This window comes from Williamsia sp. z34 (assembly GCF_059553395.1).
The window spans coordinates 310,309-325,454 of the sequence record NZ_JCANWW010000002.1; the positions used below are offsets into that span (position 1 = coordinate 310,309).

General features: G+C 66.6%; 16 protein-coding genes. 9 read left to right on the forward strand and 7 right to left on the reverse strand.

Going from position 1 to position 15,146, the window contains the following annotated elements; all coding sequences use genetic code 11:
• Positions 1 to 104 precede the first annotated feature (104 nt).
• A complete protein-coding gene (locus tag AC51GT_RS05770; protein ID WP_496325198.1) occupies positions 105 to 980 on the forward strand; it encodes an inositol monophosphatase family protein in 876 nt (291 codons plus the stop codon).
• On the opposite strand, the gene cei is transcribed toward AC51GT_RS05770, so the two are convergent.
• The gene (cei, locus tag AC51GT_RS05775) at positions 962 to 1,642 is read right to left on the reverse strand and encodes an envelope integrity protein Cei (RefSeq protein WP_496325197.1); all 681 of its coding nucleotides are present in this window, start codon (positions 1,640 to 1,642) and stop codon (positions 962 to 964) included. The two genes, AC51GT_RS05770 and cei, sit on opposite strands and share 19 nt — an antisense overlap.
• A gap of 368 nt (positions 1,643 to 2,010) precedes the next feature.
• On the opposite strand from cei, the gene AC51GT_RS05780 reads away from it, so the two are divergent.
• Complete coding sequence (locus AC51GT_RS05780; RefSeq protein WP_482139258.1) at positions 2,011 to 2,310, forward strand: DUF4193 domain-containing protein; 300 nt, start codon at positions 2,011 to 2,013, stop codon at positions 2,308 to 2,310.
• A gap of 132 nt (positions 2,311 to 2,442) precedes the next feature.
• Here AC51GT_RS05780 and AC51GT_RS05785 read toward each other — a convergent pair whose 3' ends face one another.
• Positions 2,443 to 3,030, reverse strand: a complete 588-nt coding sequence (locus AC51GT_RS05785) for a DUF3093 domain-containing protein (protein ID WP_496328163.1) — start codon at positions 3,028 to 3,030, stop codon at positions 2,443 to 2,445.
• A gap of 49 nt (positions 3,031 to 3,079) precedes the next feature.
• On the opposite strand from AC51GT_RS05785, the gene dut reads away from it, so the two are divergent.
• Together dut and AC51GT_RS05795 are read left to right on the forward strand one after the other, a co-directional pair.
• Positions 3,080 to 3,535, forward strand: a complete 456-nt coding sequence (dut, locus tag AC51GT_RS05790; RefSeq protein ID WP_496325460.1) for a dUTP diphosphatase — start codon at positions 3,080 to 3,082, stop codon at positions 3,533 to 3,535.
• A 3-nt stretch (positions 3,536 to 3,538) separates the two neighbouring features.
• Positions 3,539 to 4,381, forward strand: coding sequence for a DUF3710 domain-containing protein (locus tag AC51GT_RS05795; RefSeq protein WP_496325195.1), 843 nt, complete (start codon positions 3,539 to 3,541; stop codon positions 4,379 to 4,381).
• Positions 4,382 to 4,393: 12 nt separating this feature from the next.
• Here AC51GT_RS05795 and AC51GT_RS05800 read toward each other — a convergent pair whose 3' ends face one another.
• Positions 4,394 to 5,113 (reverse strand): alpha/beta fold hydrolase, encoded by a 720-nt coding sequence (locus AC51GT_RS05800; RefSeq protein WP_496328164.1) that lies wholly within the window; start codon positions 5,111 to 5,113, stop codon positions 4,394 to 4,396.
• 131 nt (positions 5,114 to 5,244) lie between these two features.
• Here AC51GT_RS05800 and AC51GT_RS05805 point away from each other — a divergent pair, with 131 nt between their 5' ends.
• On the forward strand, positions 5,245 to 5,616 hold the full coding sequence (locus AC51GT_RS05805) for an OB-fold nucleic acid binding domain-containing protein (RefSeq protein WP_496325193.1): 372 nt from the start codon (positions 5,245 to 5,247) through the stop codon (positions 5,614 to 5,616).
• Entirely contained in the window at positions 5,606 to 6,325 is a 720-nt protein-coding gene (locus tag AC51GT_RS05810; RefSeq protein ID WP_496325192.1) for a DUF3159 domain-containing protein, read from the forward strand. The genes AC51GT_RS05805 and AC51GT_RS05810 overlap by 11 nt, the downstream gene beginning before the upstream one ends.
• Here the strand turns inward: AC51GT_RS05810 and AC51GT_RS05815 are convergent.
• Positions 6,297 to 6,971, reverse strand: a complete 675-nt coding sequence (locus AC51GT_RS05815; RefSeq protein ID WP_496325191.1) for a potassium channel family protein — start codon at positions 6,969 to 6,971, stop codon at positions 6,297 to 6,299. The genes AC51GT_RS05810 and AC51GT_RS05815 overlap by 29 nt on opposite strands.
• Positions 6,972 to 7,002: 31 nt before the next feature.
• Positions 7,003 to 7,671, reverse strand: coding sequence for a potassium channel family protein (locus AC51GT_RS05820; protein ID WP_496328165.1), 669 nt, complete (start codon positions 7,669 to 7,671; stop codon positions 7,003 to 7,005).
• A gap of 95 nt (positions 7,672 to 7,766) precedes the next feature.
• Between AC51GT_RS05820 and AC51GT_RS05825 the strand changes: the two genes are divergently transcribed.
• From AC51GT_RS05825 to dxs, 3 genes are all read left to right on the forward strand, one after another.
• Positions 7,767 to 9,800, forward strand: coding sequence for an APC family permease (locus AC51GT_RS05825; RefSeq protein ID WP_496328166.1), 2,034 nt, complete (start codon positions 7,767 to 7,769; stop codon positions 9,798 to 9,800).
• 11 nt (positions 9,801 to 9,811) lie between these two features.
• Positions 9,812 to 11,176 carry a class I SAM-dependent RNA methyltransferase gene (locus AC51GT_RS05830; protein ID WP_496328167.1) on the forward strand — a complete coding sequence of 455 codons (1,365 nt, stop codon included), beginning with the start codon at positions 9,812 to 9,814 and terminating at the stop codon, positions 11,174 to 11,176.
• 126 nt (positions 11,177 to 11,302) lie between these two features.
• Positions 11,303 to 13,228, forward strand: coding sequence for a 1-deoxy-D-xylulose-5-phosphate synthase (gene dxs, locus AC51GT_RS05835; protein ID WP_496328168.1), 1,926 nt, complete (start codon positions 11,303 to 11,305; stop codon positions 13,226 to 13,228).
• Positions 13,229 to 13,243: 15 nt separating this feature from the next.
• Here dxs and AC51GT_RS05840 read toward each other — a convergent pair whose 3' ends face one another.
• Entirely contained in the window at positions 13,244 to 14,497 is a 1,254-nt protein-coding gene (locus tag AC51GT_RS05840; protein ID WP_496325186.1) for an HRDC domain-containing protein, read from the reverse strand.
• On the reverse strand, positions 14,494 to 15,084 hold the full coding sequence (locus AC51GT_RS05845) for a DUF3000 domain-containing protein (protein WP_496325185.1): 591 nt from the start codon (positions 15,082 to 15,084) through the stop codon (positions 14,494 to 14,496). Before AC51GT_RS05845 ends, AC51GT_RS05840 begins: the two co-directional genes overlap by 4 nt.
• Positions 15,085 to 15,146 lie beyond the last annotated feature (62 nt).

Sequence of the window (15,146 nt, forward strand, 5' to 3'; positions counted from 1 at the left end):
AGTCAGCCCGCGCGGGTTCTGCGTGTTGTGGCAGTGAACTGTGTATCTGCGGTGGTCGCGGGCCGGGCCGGTGGCGACTTGGCCCGGTGTGCTCACATGTAGGTGTGCCCCAACTCGATCCACATGAACTGACCGTTGTTGCCGTTGCGGTGGCCGAAGAGGCCGCCCGGCACGTCCGCGCCCGGCGACCCGAGGTCTTCGGGATCGGCGTCGCGAATGAATCTGTGCCGCAAGCCGTGTCGACCAAGAGCACTGATACCGACCCGGTGACGATCGTCGACACCGAATCGGAGTCGCTGATCCGGGAGTTGCTGGCCGTCCGGCGTCCGGGCGACTCCGTTCTCGGTGAGGAGGAAGGCGGGTCGGTCGCGGTCCCGGACGGCGTGCGCTGGGTGGTCGATCCGATCGACGGGACGGTGAACTTCCTGTACGGCGTCCCGGCCTACTCGGTGTCGATCGGTGCCCAGGTCGACGGCAAGACCGTGGCCGGTGCGGTGGTCGACGTCGCCCGCGGTGTTACTTATTCGGCGACCCGCGGCGAAGGTGCCTTTTCCGACGAGGGGTCGGGCCCGGTCAGGTTGCGCTGCAACGACGTCGATGACGTGGGCCTGGCTCTGGTGGCGACCGGATTCGGTTATGCCGCGTCCCGTCGCGAAGTGCAGGGTGCCCTGATCGCCCGGCTCCTGCCGCAGATCCGGGACATCCGGCGGATCGGTTCGGCGGCCCTGGATCTGTGCATGGTGGCCACCGGGGCCGTCGATGCGCACTACGAGCACGGACTGAGCCCGTGGGACTGGGCGGCCGGGTCATTGATCGCCGAAGAGGCCGGTGCGATCGTTCAGATCCCCGACCCCACATCCCGCGGAAGCGACGGGGACGTGACGTTGGCGATGGCACCGGGCATCGCCGCCGAGTTGCGGGCGTTGCTGGCCGGAATCGGCGCGTTGGAGCCGATCCCGGTTCAGCAGGATGCTTCGTGAACCGCTGAGACCAGGGTCGGGTCGGAACCGGTGTTGGGATCCTGTGGGTTGGCGCTGCGCAGGGTGTCGAGGACCGCGAGGGCGTCCTGGCTCTGGCTGCTGTCGCTGAAGGATTCGCCGATGGCCAGATCGACGACGGTGTCGGGGCGGCCGTCGTTGATCAGCTGGGTACAGGGCGCGGCGATCCACAGTGCGGCGGCGGCGGCCTTGCCCGCGTCCCCGAAACGGATCTGTCCGAAGCAGTCCAGATTGCGATCCGGGTAGAGCGGATCGTCGCCGTAGGCGCCTTCGGGGGTGCCCTGGAAGCCCAGGGAGGTCAGGTCATCGAGAACGGTCTGCGCCTTGCCCTGCTCGTCGGTGGCGTTGAGGACCCTGATCTGGAACCCGGATAATGCGGCGGGGGAGATCCGGAGCATCTCTTCCCGGTCGGCGGGGGTGCCGACGACCGGTGCGGGGGTATCGGGTGTCGCGGACGGCGTCGGCGGTGCCGGGCAGTCGACCGGTGCGGCCTCGGTTCCGCTCGACGACAGCGCACCCACCCAGACGACCACGGCGATCAGCGCCAACACGACCGCGAGGATGATCGCGGGGGCATATCGCCGCCGACGGAACGGGCGACCATGGTCGTCGGTGGGATAGCCATAGGTGATCTGCGAAACCATGGGCTGCTGGTGCCTTCCGCTTCAGATGGGGACGAGCGAGTCAAACTCTAAACGGTCGCCATCGGTCCGCTCGGCAGCGACCGACCGGGAATGTTTTTGCCTCGGGAGTGTTGTTGACTCTATGAAGCGGCTGGGCTAGGATTCAGCCGCCTCAGATTGGATAACCCGAAACTCGGACATCCGATGAACTGTGGCGAACATCACAATATACTTGCCCTGTTGAGCGACGAATCCCCACAGAGGAGTTGTTGATCAAAGGGCACTGTCGCGGACTTTGCAGACGAGGACGTGCGCGGCTTGTTGGGACACGCGGGACCTGCTCACATCGGGTACCTCGGGTCGCAGGTGCTTCTACCTAAGGCGGAAATATGGCAACTGATTACGATGCGCCCCGGCGTACTGAATCCGACGAGGTGTCCGAGGACTCACTCGAAGAATTGAAAGCTCGTCGCAGTGAAGCGCAGGCGGCCTCGGTCGACGTGGACGAAGGCGACATCGCTGAGTCTTTTGAACTCCCGGGCGCTGACCTGTCAGGCGAGGAGCTGTCTGTTCGGGTCATCCCGAAGCAGGCCGACGAGTTCACCTGCACCAGCTGCTTCCTCGTGTATCACCGCAGTCGGTTGGCAACAGAAAACGGCAACTCGCGCATCTGCGTCGACTGCGCGTAATCACCTGCAGCAGACTGATAGACACTCATCGCGTCGATGGTGTCACCAGGGGCCGTGGCCCTGGGGACATCATCGACGCGATTGTGTTTTTCGGGGCAATGCATTCACATCGCCGCGCCGCTGAACCTCGGGTCAGTCGGACGAATCCGACGCCGCGTCGGTCATCCCGAGTGCGGCGATCAGCTCGGCCGGGTGGCGGGTGCTGACGAGCCAGTACGGCGTCGGGTCGTCGGGGTCGTCGAGAACCAGCAGAACCATGGTCTTGACCCAGAACTTGTGGGCGAGGAATGCGGCCGGATCGAGCTGTCGTCCGAGTGCTGCGCTTTTCGCGCTGGCCGGGATGACTGCGGCCCGGTCGATCAGGTTGATCGGGAGATGGGCGTTGCCCGCCCACAATTCGCCGTCGGCGACGCGCACGCGCGTGCGGCCCATCGACCAGAGCAGCCATCCGGCCAGCGGAACGAGAACGATGTAGGCAATGGGGCTCAGGGCGGTGTCATGCAGGGCGAGCTGGATCTCGTAGCCGAGCAGCCCGATGACGATCGCCGCGACCAGCCACCACCACAGCGGTACTTGCAGGCGTTCGTCGTAGACGATGCCCCGGCGCTCACCGCCGCCGCCGTCGTGGGTCTGGGAGGGGTCTCCGGCTGTGTCGGGTGATGGAAATGGAGGCACGGCGCCAGCGTAGTCTTCCGGTGTGGCAACCGATCCTGGCAGCACCCCTGCCGACGCACCATTTCTCGCCGTCCAGTCCGTCGGACAGGTCGCCATCAGGCGTCTTGATCCGGGCATCGAACTGCCCCGGCGGGCGCATCCCGGGGATGCCGGCGTCGACCTGTCGAGCGCGATCGACATCGAGCTCGCGCCCGGGCAGCGGGCACTGGTGCCGACCGGGATCTCCATCGCCCTGCCGATCGGGACGGTGGGTCTGATCCATCCGCGGTCGGGACTCGCCGCGCGCGCCGGTCTGTCGATCGTCAACACGCCGGGCACCGTCGATGCGGGTTACCGCGGCGAGATCAAGGTCTGCCTCATCAACCTGGACCCCCACGAACCGATCGTCATCGCGCGAGGTGACCGCATCGCGCAGTTGCTGGTTCAACGGGTCGAACTCGTGGACTTCGTCGAAGTCGACGAGTTGGACGAAACCAGCCGCGGTGCAGGCGGTTACGGTTCGAGTGGCGGTCACGCGAGGTTGAACGCGAACGCGTCAGAAAGCAGCTGAGAAATGGCACGCGAAAGACGATCCCGGGGTATCCGTCGAGGACGCCCCAACCCCGAACACGACACGAACGCCGAGCCCAAGGTGATCGGCAGCGGCCAGGGGCCGTACGACATCGATGACCTGGCCCCCGGCTCGACATTCGACAACTCGCATCTCGATCTCGGTTCCGTCCTCGTCCCGGTGGTCGAGGGTGGTCAGGTGACCGTCGAGATGTCGGTGGACCATCAGCCGCAGTCGGTGTTCCTGGTGACACCGCACGGGCGAATCACCGTCGCCGCGTTCGCGGCTCCCAAATCGAGTGGGCAGTGGCGCGATGTGGTGAGCGAACTCACCGAATCACTGCAGGCCGAGGGCGCTTCGACGGCCATCGAAACGGGTTTCTGGGGCCGGGAGGTCGTGGCGACCGTTCCCGGGGGAGTGCACCGCTTCATCGGTGTCGACGGCCCGCGCTGGATGATCCGTTGTGTGGCGAGCGCGCCGAGCGCGGGTGCCGAGAGCCTGGCGAAAGTGGCTCGCGCGGTGGTCAGCGAGACCGTGGTCCGTCGTGGTGACGACCCGCACCCGCCCCGCACCCCGCTGCCGATCGTCCTGCCGCCGGTCCTCGCCGAGCAGGTGGCCGCCGCGCAACAGGAGATGGTGAAGTCAGGGACGATGGACGCCGGCGCCGCGCCCGCGCCGCAAGCAAGCAACGCACAGGCCCAGTCCGCGCAGGCGACGGTCCGGATTCAGGGTCAGCCGCAGCCGGCCGCGGCCGAGGCGACCGACAAAGAGGTACAGACCCCGCCCCCGGGCACCGGTTCGCGTGGATCGGCAATGCAGCAGCTGGGTAACCGCCCCAAGCGATGAGGGTGCGCCCGCTCACCCGATGAGCTGATGCCAGCCGTCCAGGCATCGCCTGCCCAGTACGCCGGGATCGGCGCCGAGCTCGTCGAGGGTGATGCTCTGCAGCAACGCTCGCGGTGCGGCGTCCCGCCAGATCTGTGCCACCTCGTACGGATGGACCGGGTCGTCGATGGTCGCGGTGATCGACAGCGGCACCGACAGTCCGGCGATGTCCGCGGCGCTCGGCGCGTGATGGCCGGCCGCCTCGGCGAGCATCGCATCGAGCACCGGGGCGGTGGCCCGCCACGACCGGGCGAGCTCGGTGGCCAGCCAGCCGGGAGTGCCCACCGTCATCTGTTCGATGGTGGCATCGAGACCGGTCCGGGCGAGGTGATCACGGGTCAGCAGGGCGCTGTGTGCAGCCGGAGCGGTCGCCGGATCTCCGAGCCAGGGTGGCAGTGCGGCCAAGACGCCCGCACATCGGTCCGGGTTCTGCAGCGCCCACCGGACCGCAACGCAGGCACCTATCGACACCCCGGCCGCCAGCACTCGGTGGCCGGCCGCGGCAGCGTTGTCGAGGGCGCGGAGATAACCGCTGATGAGGCCATCGCTCGTAGGGTCGACGGCAATCACCGGGATGGTTCGGCAGGCAAAAGCCCGGCCGGCAAAATCCCCGTCGGAGCCGGTTCCGGGCAACGCCACGATCACCAGATCAGGGTTTGACCCAGTGGTCTGCGACACGGTCGAAAGCGGCATGTGATGATCTTGCCGCGGCGAGTGGAACTAGGCAGTGCCGGGGTCTACCCTGGCGAGAGCAACAGCCCCGCCGACCACATGCAGTAGCGATGTGGCGGCACGATTGAACTGGCGAAAGGGTGCGTAGCGCCATGACCGCAGGCGGATATCTCAAGCGCCTCACCCGCAGACTCACCGAAGACCTCGAGCAGCTCGACGCCGAGACGATCTCCGAGCAGTCCAAGCAGACCGGCGCCCAGCGCGCCTGTGATTGTTCGGCCGGTGACGAGGTCACCATGCAGGGCGAACTCCGATCGGTACAGACCTGTGCGAAGACCATGAAATCAGGTGTGGCAGCGGAGTTCTTCGACGGCACCGACGTGGTCACGCTCAAGTTCATCGGGCGCAATCGCATCCCGGGGATCGAGCCCGGGCGCACCATGATCGTCCGCGGCCGGATGGGCGAACACGACGGCCGCAAGGTGATGTTCAACCCCGACTACGAGTTGCTCGGTGAGAGCTGAACCCGGCGGGCATCGGGAGGACGCGGCGCACGTCGACGAACCGCCGGCCCAGACCGTTCTCGAACAGATGGGTGGCGTCTCCGGACTCATCTATTCGTCGCTTCCGATCATCGCGTTCGTTCCGGCCAATTCGCTGTGGAATCTGACGGTCGCGATCTACGCGGCACTGGCCGTGGCCTTCGTGATCTTCGTGCTGCGCTTGGCCCGGCGCGAGCCGATCCAACCAGCCATCTCCGGTGTCATCGGTGTTGCGGTGTGTGCGTTCATCGCCCACCGAACCGGTGACGCCAAGGGGTTCTTCCTGTTCGGGATCTGGACGACGCTGTTGTACGCCGGGGTGTTCGCGGCCTCGATCCTCGTCCGCTGGCCCCTGGTCGGCGTGATCTGGAACGGCGTGAACGGCAATGGGACGCAGTGGCGCAGCCATCGCCGGACCCTGCTGGCCTACGACATCGCAACAGCGGTCTGGGCGGCCCTGTTCGGCATCCGCTACCTGGTGCAGTCATTCCTCTACGACAACGACGAGACCGGTGGCCTGGCCGTGGCGCGTATCGCGATGGGCTGGCCGTTGACCGCGGCCGCCGCCCTGGCCACGGTGCTCCTGGTTCGCTGGGCACAGAAGAACGAGGTCGACGAAGAGGCGACGGCGGCAGCGCCCGACGTCGACGGCCCCGGCGAGACTAGCGAGCAGGCGCCGCCGGCTCGATGATGGCGGCCCGCAGTTCGCTTTCTGCTTCGGCCGGCACGATGAAGACGAGTTCGTCGCCGCCTTCGACGGCATCGTCGGGTTGCGGAACGATCACCCGGCCGCCGCGCAGGATGGTCACCAGTGCGGCATCGCGCGGCAGGTTGAGTTTGCGGACCGGCTTGCCGGCCAGTGAAGTGTTGTCGGGCAGGGTCATCTCCACCAGATTGGCCTGACCCTGCCGGAACGTCATCAACCGCACGAGATCTCCGACCGAGACCGCCTCTTCGACCAGTGACGCCAGCATCCGCGGGGTGGACACCGCCACGTCGACACCCCAGTCCTCACCGAAGAGCCACTCATTGCGGGGATCGTTCACCCGGGCGACCACCCGCTGGACCGCGAACTCGGTTTTCGCGAGGAGACTCACCACCAGATTCGCCTTGTCGTCGCCCGTCGCGGCGATGACGACGTCGAACTTGTGCAGTTCGACCCGTTCGAGGTTGTCGAGTTCGCAGGCATCACCGCCGATCCAGCGGGCACCGACGACGGCTTCTTCGTCGATGTGATCGGGGTTGCGCTCGAGGAGCAGCACCTCGTGGGAATTGGCGAGCAGCTCACGGGCGATCGATCGCCCGACAGCACCGGCGCCGGCTATCGCGACCTTCATGATTTCTTCCTTCGGTCTGCGGGGATCTTTGTCAGTCAGCTTCGGGGGCGAGGGTTCCCGCCACGGCACGGACCTTGTCGAGATTGTCGATCAACGCGGCAACGAAGACCTGATCATTTTGCTGGAGAACGGATTTCGGTCCGGGCAGAAGTGGTTTGCCGAGTCGGTTGACGAAGCTGATCCGCGAACCGGTCTGTTCCTGGAACAGCGTGAACGAGGTACCGACCCACGACTCGTGGATGCTGAGCTGCACGAGCGCAACCTGGCCGGAGGGCTCGGTCCAGGCAACGTCGCCGCTGTCCGCCCCGCCGAGCGCCGACATGAACCGATCGGTGGTCCAGGGCACGGTGGCGACGGTCGGGATCCCGAGGCGTTCGTAGACGGCGGCGCGTTTGGCGTCATAGATCCGGGCGACCACTTTGGGCACGCTGAACGTCTCGCGTGCGACGCGCGCGGCGATGATGTTGGAATTGTCTCCCGACGACACCGCGGCGAACGCGTCCGCGCCTTCGATCCCGGCTCGCCGGAGCACTTCCTGGTCGAAGCCGACACCCTTGACGGTGGTGCCCCCAAAATCTGCGGGCAGGCGGCGAAATGCCGTCTGATCTCGGTCGATGATCGCGACCGCGTGCCCGGCATCCTGCAACTGGCCGGCAAGGGACGCCCCGACGCGACCGCATCCCATCACCACAACACGCATGCCGACTCCTCGCTGGTCTCACCCGAGCAGATGCTCTCCGGAACGGTACCGCGACCGGCGTGGCCTTACGTCATCGCAGGCCCTATTGTTGCCTGGTGTCCACGGTGTCCAAGGCCTCAACGGCGGCGAAGCGGTTGTTGCTCGGGCGTCCATTCCGCAGCGACAAACTCGGGCACACCCTGCTGCCCAAACGGATCGCGCTCCCGGTGTTCGCGTCCGACGCGATGTCGTCGGTTGCCTATGCGCCGCAGGAGATCTTCCTGGTGCTCTCGGTGGCCGGCCTGTCGGCGTACACCTACACCCCGTGGATCGGACTCGCGGTCGCACTGGTGATGGCGGTGGTCGTGGCGAGTTATCGGCAGAACGTGCACGCCTATCCGTCGGGCGGTGGCGACTATGAGGTGGCCACCACCAACCTCGGACCCACCGCGGGACTGACCGTCGGTAGCGCACTGCTTGTCGATTATGTGCTGACCGTTGCGGTCTCGATCGCCTCGGCCGCGGAGAACATCGGCTCGGCGGTACCTTTCGTGCAGGAACACAAGGTCTGGTTCTGCGTGGTCGCGATCATCCTGTTGACGTCGATCAACCTGCGCGGGCTGCGAGAATCGGGTACCGCGTTCTCGATTCCCACTTATGCCTTCATCGTCGGCATGGTGGTGATGCTGATCTGGGGGTTCCTGCGCGTTTTCGTGTTCGGGGACAACATCGAGTCCGAAACCGCGGATTACCAGATCGTCGCCGAGGAGAACCACCTCGTCGGGATCGCCTTCGTCTTCCTTGTCGCACGCGCCTTTTCGTCCGGGTGTGCGGCGCTGACCGGGGTGGAGGCCATCTCCAACGGCGTGCCGGCCTTCGAGAAGCCCAAGTCGCGCAACGCGGCGACCACGCTGCTGCTGCTCGGAACCATCTCGATCGTCTTGCTGATGGGGATCATCCTGCTGGCCAAGGAGATCGGCGTGAAGTACGTCTCCGATCCGGCCAAGGATCTGCTCGGTGCACCGGCCGACTACGAGCAGAAATCACTCATCGCACAGCTGGCACATGCGGTGTTCGGCGGATTCAGCCCCGGTTTCTACTTCGTGACCGTGGTCACCGCACTGATCCTGGTGCTCGCCGCGAACACCGCCTTCAACGGGTTCCCGGTTCTCGGATCGGTGCTCGCACAGGATCGTTACCTCCCACGGCAGCTGCACACCCGCGGCGATCGGTTGGCCTTCTCGAACGGCATCCTGTTCCTGGCCGTTGCGGCCATCGCCTTCGTCGTCGCCTTCGGTGCCGAGGTGACCGCACTCATCCAGCTCTACATCGTCGGCGTCTTCGTCTCCTTCACCCTCAGTCAGATCGGGATGGTGCGGCACTGGACCCGGCACCTCAAGACCGAAGGTGATCCGCGAGCCCGGTCCCGGATGATCCGGTCGCGGGTCATCAACAGCATCGGACTGGTGATGACCGGGTCGGTGCTGATCATCGTGTTCATCACGAAGTTCCTTGCCGGGGCCTGGATCGCGATCCTGGCAATGGTCGCGATCTTCGGTCTGATGAAACTCATCCACCGGCACTACGCGTCCGTGCAGTCCGAACTGGACAATTCCGATTACGAGGCCGTGCTGCCGAGCCGGACCCATTCGATCGTCCTGGTCTCGACGCTGCACCTGCCGACCCGGCGGGCGCTGGCGTTCGCCCGCGCCACGCGCCCGGACACCCTCGAGGCCATCACGGTCAACGTCGACGAGCGGGACACCCGAAAACTGGTGGCGCAGTGGGAGGACAGTGACATCACCGTTCCGCTCAAGGTGATCGCCTCGCCGTATCGGGAGGTGACCCGTCCGGTCATCGAGTACGTCCGGCGGTTGCGGCGGGAATCACCCCGGGACGTGGTGACCGTCTTCATCCCCGAGTATGTCGTCGGTCACTGGTGGGAGCAGATCCTGCACAACCAGTCCGCGCTGCGGCTCAAGGGCCGGCTGCTGTTCGAACCGGGCGTGATGGTCACGTCGGTACCATGGCAGCTCAGTTCCTCGGATCGGCGAAAGCGTGACCGCACGTACATCGCACCGGGCGACACCCGTCGCGGTGTCGGCTCGCCCCCTGCCGGTCCGACACCAACAGAGAAAACAGGTTTGTAGTGACCGGCTCAATGCCACAGCAAGAATCCCAGGAAGCCGGCAACGGATGGTTGGGAACCGAATTCGAGATCACCGTCGACCGCTTCGGCCACGGTGGAATCGGAGTCGGCCGCCGCGATGGCCGGGTGGTGTTCATCCGCCACGCCCTGCCGGGCGAAACGCTGAGGGTGGTGGTCACCGAGGATCGGGGCAAAGGTTTCTGCCGTGCGGAGATCCGCGAGATCGTCCAGGAATCGCCCCATCGCATCGAAGCGGTCTGCCAGGTGGGCGCCCCGGTGTCCGCCGGTGGTGCCGGAGCGGGTTGCTGTGACCTTTCGCATACAACGGGCGCCTATGCCCGCGAGTTGAAATCGCAGGTCCTCTCCGAGCTGCTGGGCCGGATGGCAGGCATCGAGTGGGACGGCGAGGTGGTCTCCCTCGACCCCGAGGCCACGGTCGCCCCGGAAACCGGGTGGCGGGTGCGGGAACGCCTCTTCATCGACGGGCAAGGGCGTCCCGGCGTGCGGGCCTACCAATCGCACTCGGTCATCCCGCGCCTGGATTGTGCTCAGCCGGTTGCCGGGATGGTTGATGGCCTCGACGAGTTCGGCGACCTCGAGCCCGGTTCCGAACTGATGCTGACCGTCGGCGATGACGGTGTCCGCCATGTGGTCCACATCGCCGCCGCGACCGAACCGCATCGCGGGGGACGCGGCAAACGGCCACAGTCGGGACGGCGACGGACACAGCAGCAACGGGCGCAGCGCTCGACCGCGCGACGTGAGGTACTGCTGGCCGGGGCGCCGACCGTGTGCCGCACCGTCGGCGGCCGCACCTGGGAGCTGCCCGTGACCGGGTTCTGGCAGGCCCACCGGCTGGCGGCATCCGGATACAGTGCCACGGTCCGAAGCCTGATGAGGTCGGCCGAGCTGCCGCGTTCGGTGGTGGCGTGGGATCTGTACGGCGGGGCCGGTGTCCTGGCGGGTGCTGTCCTGGACGAGAACGACGAGTCGTGGGGTACCGCCCGCGTTCACATCGTCGAGGCCGACCGCGGTGCCACCGCAGCCGCCGACCGCACCTTCGCCGACGACCATCGCGTCTCGGTGCACCGGGGCAGTGTCCTGCCGTCGATGGCCGATCTGCCGTCGCCCGACGTGGTGATCGTGGACCCGCCGCGGTCCGGTGCCGGCCGCGAGGTCGTCGATCGGATCACGGCCGCCGGACCCTCGGCTGTCATCGCGGTCGGCTGCGACCCGGCGACCTTCGCCCGCGACCTCGGCGACTACCGCCGTGGCGGATACGAGGTCGACACGTTGCTCGGTTTCGACGCGTTCCCGCTGACCCACCACATGGAGGCGGTGGCGCTGTTGCGTCCCGCGAAGCCGGCCGCGTCGTAACCAATCCCTGCGGCTCACGGTCTCGAAGAATCCGTAGACTGGTAACTCACGTGTCATCGCAGCCCGGTGGTACGAGTCGGCGGAGTTTTTCCCCGTCTGGAGATTGGCCATTGAAAGGATGTTGGGATGAGCGTGCTGGATTCGGTTGATTCGCCCACCGACCTGCGCGAACTGACCGTCGCGCAGACGCAGGCGCTGGCCGCCGATATTCGTGAGTTCCTGATCGCGAAGGTCTCGGCCACCGGTGGCCATCTCGGCCCGAATCTCGGTGTCGTGGAGACGACCCTGGCCATCCATCGGGTCTTCGATTCGCCGAACGATGCTGTGCTCTTCGACACCGGCCACCAGAGTTATGTCCACAAGATCGTCACCGGCCGCAAAGACCGTTTCGACACCCTGCGCCAGCGCGGCGGACTGACCGGTTACCAGGAACGTGCCGAGAGCGAGCACGACTGGGTCGAGTCGTCGCACGCGTCGGCGGCGCTGTCCTACGCGGACGGACTCGCCAAGGCCTTCGAACTGTCGAAGCAGGACCGGCACGTGGTGGCCGTGGTCGGCGACGGTGCCCTGACCGGCGGCATGTGCTGGGAAGCGCTCAACAACATCGCGGCCGGTGATCGTCCGGTCGTCATCGTCGTCAACGACAACGGCCGGTCCTACGCGCCGACCATCGGGGGATTCGCCCGGCACCTGTCCGGCCTGCGCCTGCAGCCCGGTTACGAACGTGTTCTCGACGAGAGCCGGCGCGCCGTACTGAAACTGCCGTTGTTGGGCCAGATCGCCTACGCCGCGCTCCATGGCCTCAAGACCGGCATCAAAGATGCACTGGCACCGCAGGCGATGTTCACCGACCTCGGCATCAAGTACGTCGGGCCGGTGGACGGCCACGATCAGGAAGCGCTGGAAAATGCGCTCCGACAAGCCAAGTCGTTCGGCGGTTCGGTGATCGTGCACACCGTCACCAGTAAGGGCATGGGATATCACCACGCCGAGAACCATGTCGCCGACCGGATGCACGCGACCGGCATCATCAATCCCGAAACCGGCAAGTCCACCAGTGTCTCGGCGCCGGACTGGACCTCGGTCTTCTCCGCGGCGCTGATCGAGGCGGGCAGCAATCGTGAGGACGTCGTGGCGATCACCGCGGCGATGCCCGGACCGACCGGACTCTCGGCCTTCGGCGAGCGCTTCCCGGATCGGATGTTCGACGTCGGTATCGCCGAGCAACATGCGCTGACCTCGGCCGCGGGCCTGGCCCTGGGCGGTATGCATCCCGTGGTGGCGATCTACTCGACGTTCCTGAACCGGGCCTTCGATCAGCTGCTCATGGACGTCGCCCTGTTGAAGCAGCCGGTGACGTTGGTGCTCGATCGGGCCGGGGTCACCGGCCCCGACGGCCCGAGTCACAACGGCATGTGGGATCTGTCACTGATGTCCATCGTGCCGGGCATGCGCGTGGCCGCGCCCCGCGACTCGGCACGTCTGCGCGAAGAGTTGGCCGAGGCGCTCGAGACCGACGACGGACCCACCGCATTGCGCTTCCCGAAAGGGGCGGTCCCGGAGGATATCCGGGCTGTGGAACGACTTTCCGACGGTACGGATGTGCTGCACCGGCCCGAGCGCGGCGAGGACGCAGACGTGTTGATCGTGGCGGTCGGACCGTTTGCGTCACTGGCGCTGGACACCGCGGCCCGGCTCTCCCAGCAGGGGATCGGTACCACCGTGGTCGATCCGCGCTGGGTGCTCCCGGTGCCCGAGTCGATTGTCGGTCTGGCACAGGCGCATCGACTGGTGGTGACGGTCGAGGATGGTGGCGTGCACGGCGGTGTCGGATCGTCGGTGTCGGAAAAGCTTCGGGCAGAGAACATTTCGACGCCGGTGCGCGACGTCGGCATCGAGCAGCGATTCTTGAGCCACGCGTCACGTGGTCAATTGCTCGACGAACTCGGCCTGACCGCGCAGGATGTGGCCCGCGCGATCACCGCCATGGTCTCGAGTATGCAGGCGCCGCTGTCGAGCGCCGACGAGGAAGATCTCAACGACATCAGCTAGCCCACCCGCGAATTGCTATTCGGTGGGTGGCGGAGCCAGCGCTTCGGCGATCACGGGTGCGGTCAGTTCGACCTGCCAGGGTCGAGCTCCACCGGCGGTCAATCGTTCGGCCACGGCCTCGGTGGACACCGAATTCAGGCCCTCCCAACACAATTGGCGGACGAGGTCGGGAAGCAACAGGTTCTCGACCGGTACGTCGACGCGTTCGGAGAGTTCGCTCAACCCGGCGCGGACGGCGGTGTAGCGGGCCGCGGCCGCCGGATCCTTGCCCTCCCAACGATTGACCGGCGGCAGGCCGGTGGTCGGCGGACGGCGTGAGGGGAGTTCGCTGTCGGGCAGGGTCCGCGCGGTCTCGAGCGCGGCCATCCAGCGGCCGGCCAGTCGCCGTTGCCGGGGACCACCGAAGACCGGCAGTTTGTAGAGTTCGTCCAGGGTTTTCGGGTCCGCGACCGCGGCGGCCACGATCGCCGAATCCGGAAGGATACGACCGGGGGCGGTGTCGCGTCGACGGGCCAGATCTTCCCGGGTGTTCCACAACTGCTGTACCGCGGCCAGGGTTCGGGGTGACTTGATGGTGTGGATCTTCGAGACCCGTCGCCAGCGATCAGGGCGGGGGATGGGATCGGGCCGGGCCAGGATCGCCTCGAATTCCTGTGCAGCCCAACCATCTTTGCCTGCTTCGACGAGTGCTGCCTGCACCGCGTCGCGCAACTCGATCAGGACCTCGACGTCGAGGGCCGCGTAATTCAGCCACTCGTCGGGCAACGGGCGACGGGACCAATCGGCGGCGCCGTGACCCTTGACCAGTCCGAGGCCGAGGAAGTGTTCGACCATGGCGGCCAGATTGACCCGGGGGATACCCGCGAGCCGGCCGGCCAGTTCGGTGTCGTACAGCGCGGCGCACCGGAAGTTCAACTCGCGCAGGCACGGTAGATCCTGGTCGGCGGCGTGCAGGATCCACTCCGGACCGTCGAGGACGTCGGCCACCGGACCGAGTGCCTCGGGGTGCTCGATCGGATCGATCAACATCGTGCCGCTGCCGTTGCGCCGGATCTGGATCAGGTAGGCACGGCCCGAATAACGAAAACCCGAGGCGCGTTCGGTGTCGAGCGCAACGGGTCCCGAACCCTCGGCCAGTCGCCGCGCGGCGTCGGCGAATTCTTGGGGCGTGGTCAGGACCGGCGGGACACCGTCGGCCGGTGTCGTGAGCGGTATGGCCGGTGGCCGGTCGGGTTCTGCGGCCGGTTCCGGTGTGGCGGGATCGGTCACGCTTCGGCGAACCCGAGGCGTGTCACACCGGTCGGCGGAAGACCGGCGGCGAGTGCGAGCACATTGCAGAACGCTTCGACATGGCCGCTGAGGTCATCGTTGGTCGCCGTCCACGACGCACGCAATTCGAGCTGATGCGCCCGCGGCGGCCCGGCGATGTCGCCGTAGCGAACCGAGGTCGTCGACGTCACGGTGCCACCCAGCGCCGTCACGTCCACGCGGTCCGACTTCTCGAGCGCTTCGGTGAGCCAGCTCCAGGCCACCTCGGGCAGGAGAGGGTCGGTGGCCAGATCGGCCTCCATCTCGGCCTGGATGAACGCCACCAGGCGCATCGTGCCGTTCCAGGCCTCATGGCCGTCGGGGTCGTAGAGCAGGATCAACCGGCCGAATGCGGTCCCGTCGGAATCTGTTGCGATGTCGTCGTCAGGCTGGGTCACCTCTGCGCCGACGGCGTAGCTGTAGGGCGCAAGTCGTTGTGGTGGACGAATGCTGCCGAGTTCGATCTCCGACCGGACCTTGGCCGCATGCATCGATTCGATTGCGCTGCGGAAGACCGCAGGCTCGGTCGAGGCTCCGGATGTGGTCACTGCTCGACCGTAGGGCCGATCAGGTCGGACGCAGCGGAGGCGCGCCGAGCGGCACATGGCAG

Excerpts from the sequence above, each read along its gene's own strand:
- AC51GT_RS05805 (WP_496325193.1), top strand. The coding sequence starts at position 5,245 with ATGACCGCAGGCGGATATCTCAAGCGCCTCACCCGCAGACTCACCGAA.
- AC51GT_RS05820 (WP_496328165.1), bottom strand. The coding sequence starts at position 7,671 with ATGCGTGTTGTGGTGATGGGATGCGGTCGCGTCGGGGCGTCCCTTGCC.
- AC51GT_RS05780 (WP_482139258.1), top strand. The coding sequence starts at position 2,011 with ATGGCAACTGATTACGATGCGCCCCGGCGTACTGAATCCGACGAGGTG.
- AC51GT_RS05800 (WP_496328164.1), bottom strand. The coding sequence starts at position 5,113 with ATGCCGCTTTCGACCGTGTCGCAGACCACTGGGTCAAACCCTGATCTG.
- AC51GT_RS05815 (WP_496325191.1), bottom strand. The coding sequence starts at position 6,971 with ATGAAGGTCGCGATAGCCGGCGCCGGTGCTGTCGGGCGATCGATCGCC.
- AC51GT_RS05830 (WP_496328167.1), top strand. The coding sequence starts at position 9,812 with ATGCCACAGCAAGAATCCCAGGAAGCCGGCAACGGATGGTTGGGAACC.
- AC51GT_RS05795 (WP_496325195.1), top strand. The coding sequence starts at position 3,539 with ATGGCACGCGAAAGACGATCCCGGGGTATCCGTCGAGGACGCCCCAAC.
- dxs (WP_496328168.1), top strand. The coding sequence starts at position 11,303 with ATGAGCGTGCTGGATTCGGTTGATTCGCCCACCGACCTGCGCGAACTG.
- cei (WP_496325197.1), bottom strand. The coding sequence starts at position 1,642 with ATGGTTTCGCAGATCACCTATGGCTATCCCACCGACGACCATGGTCGC.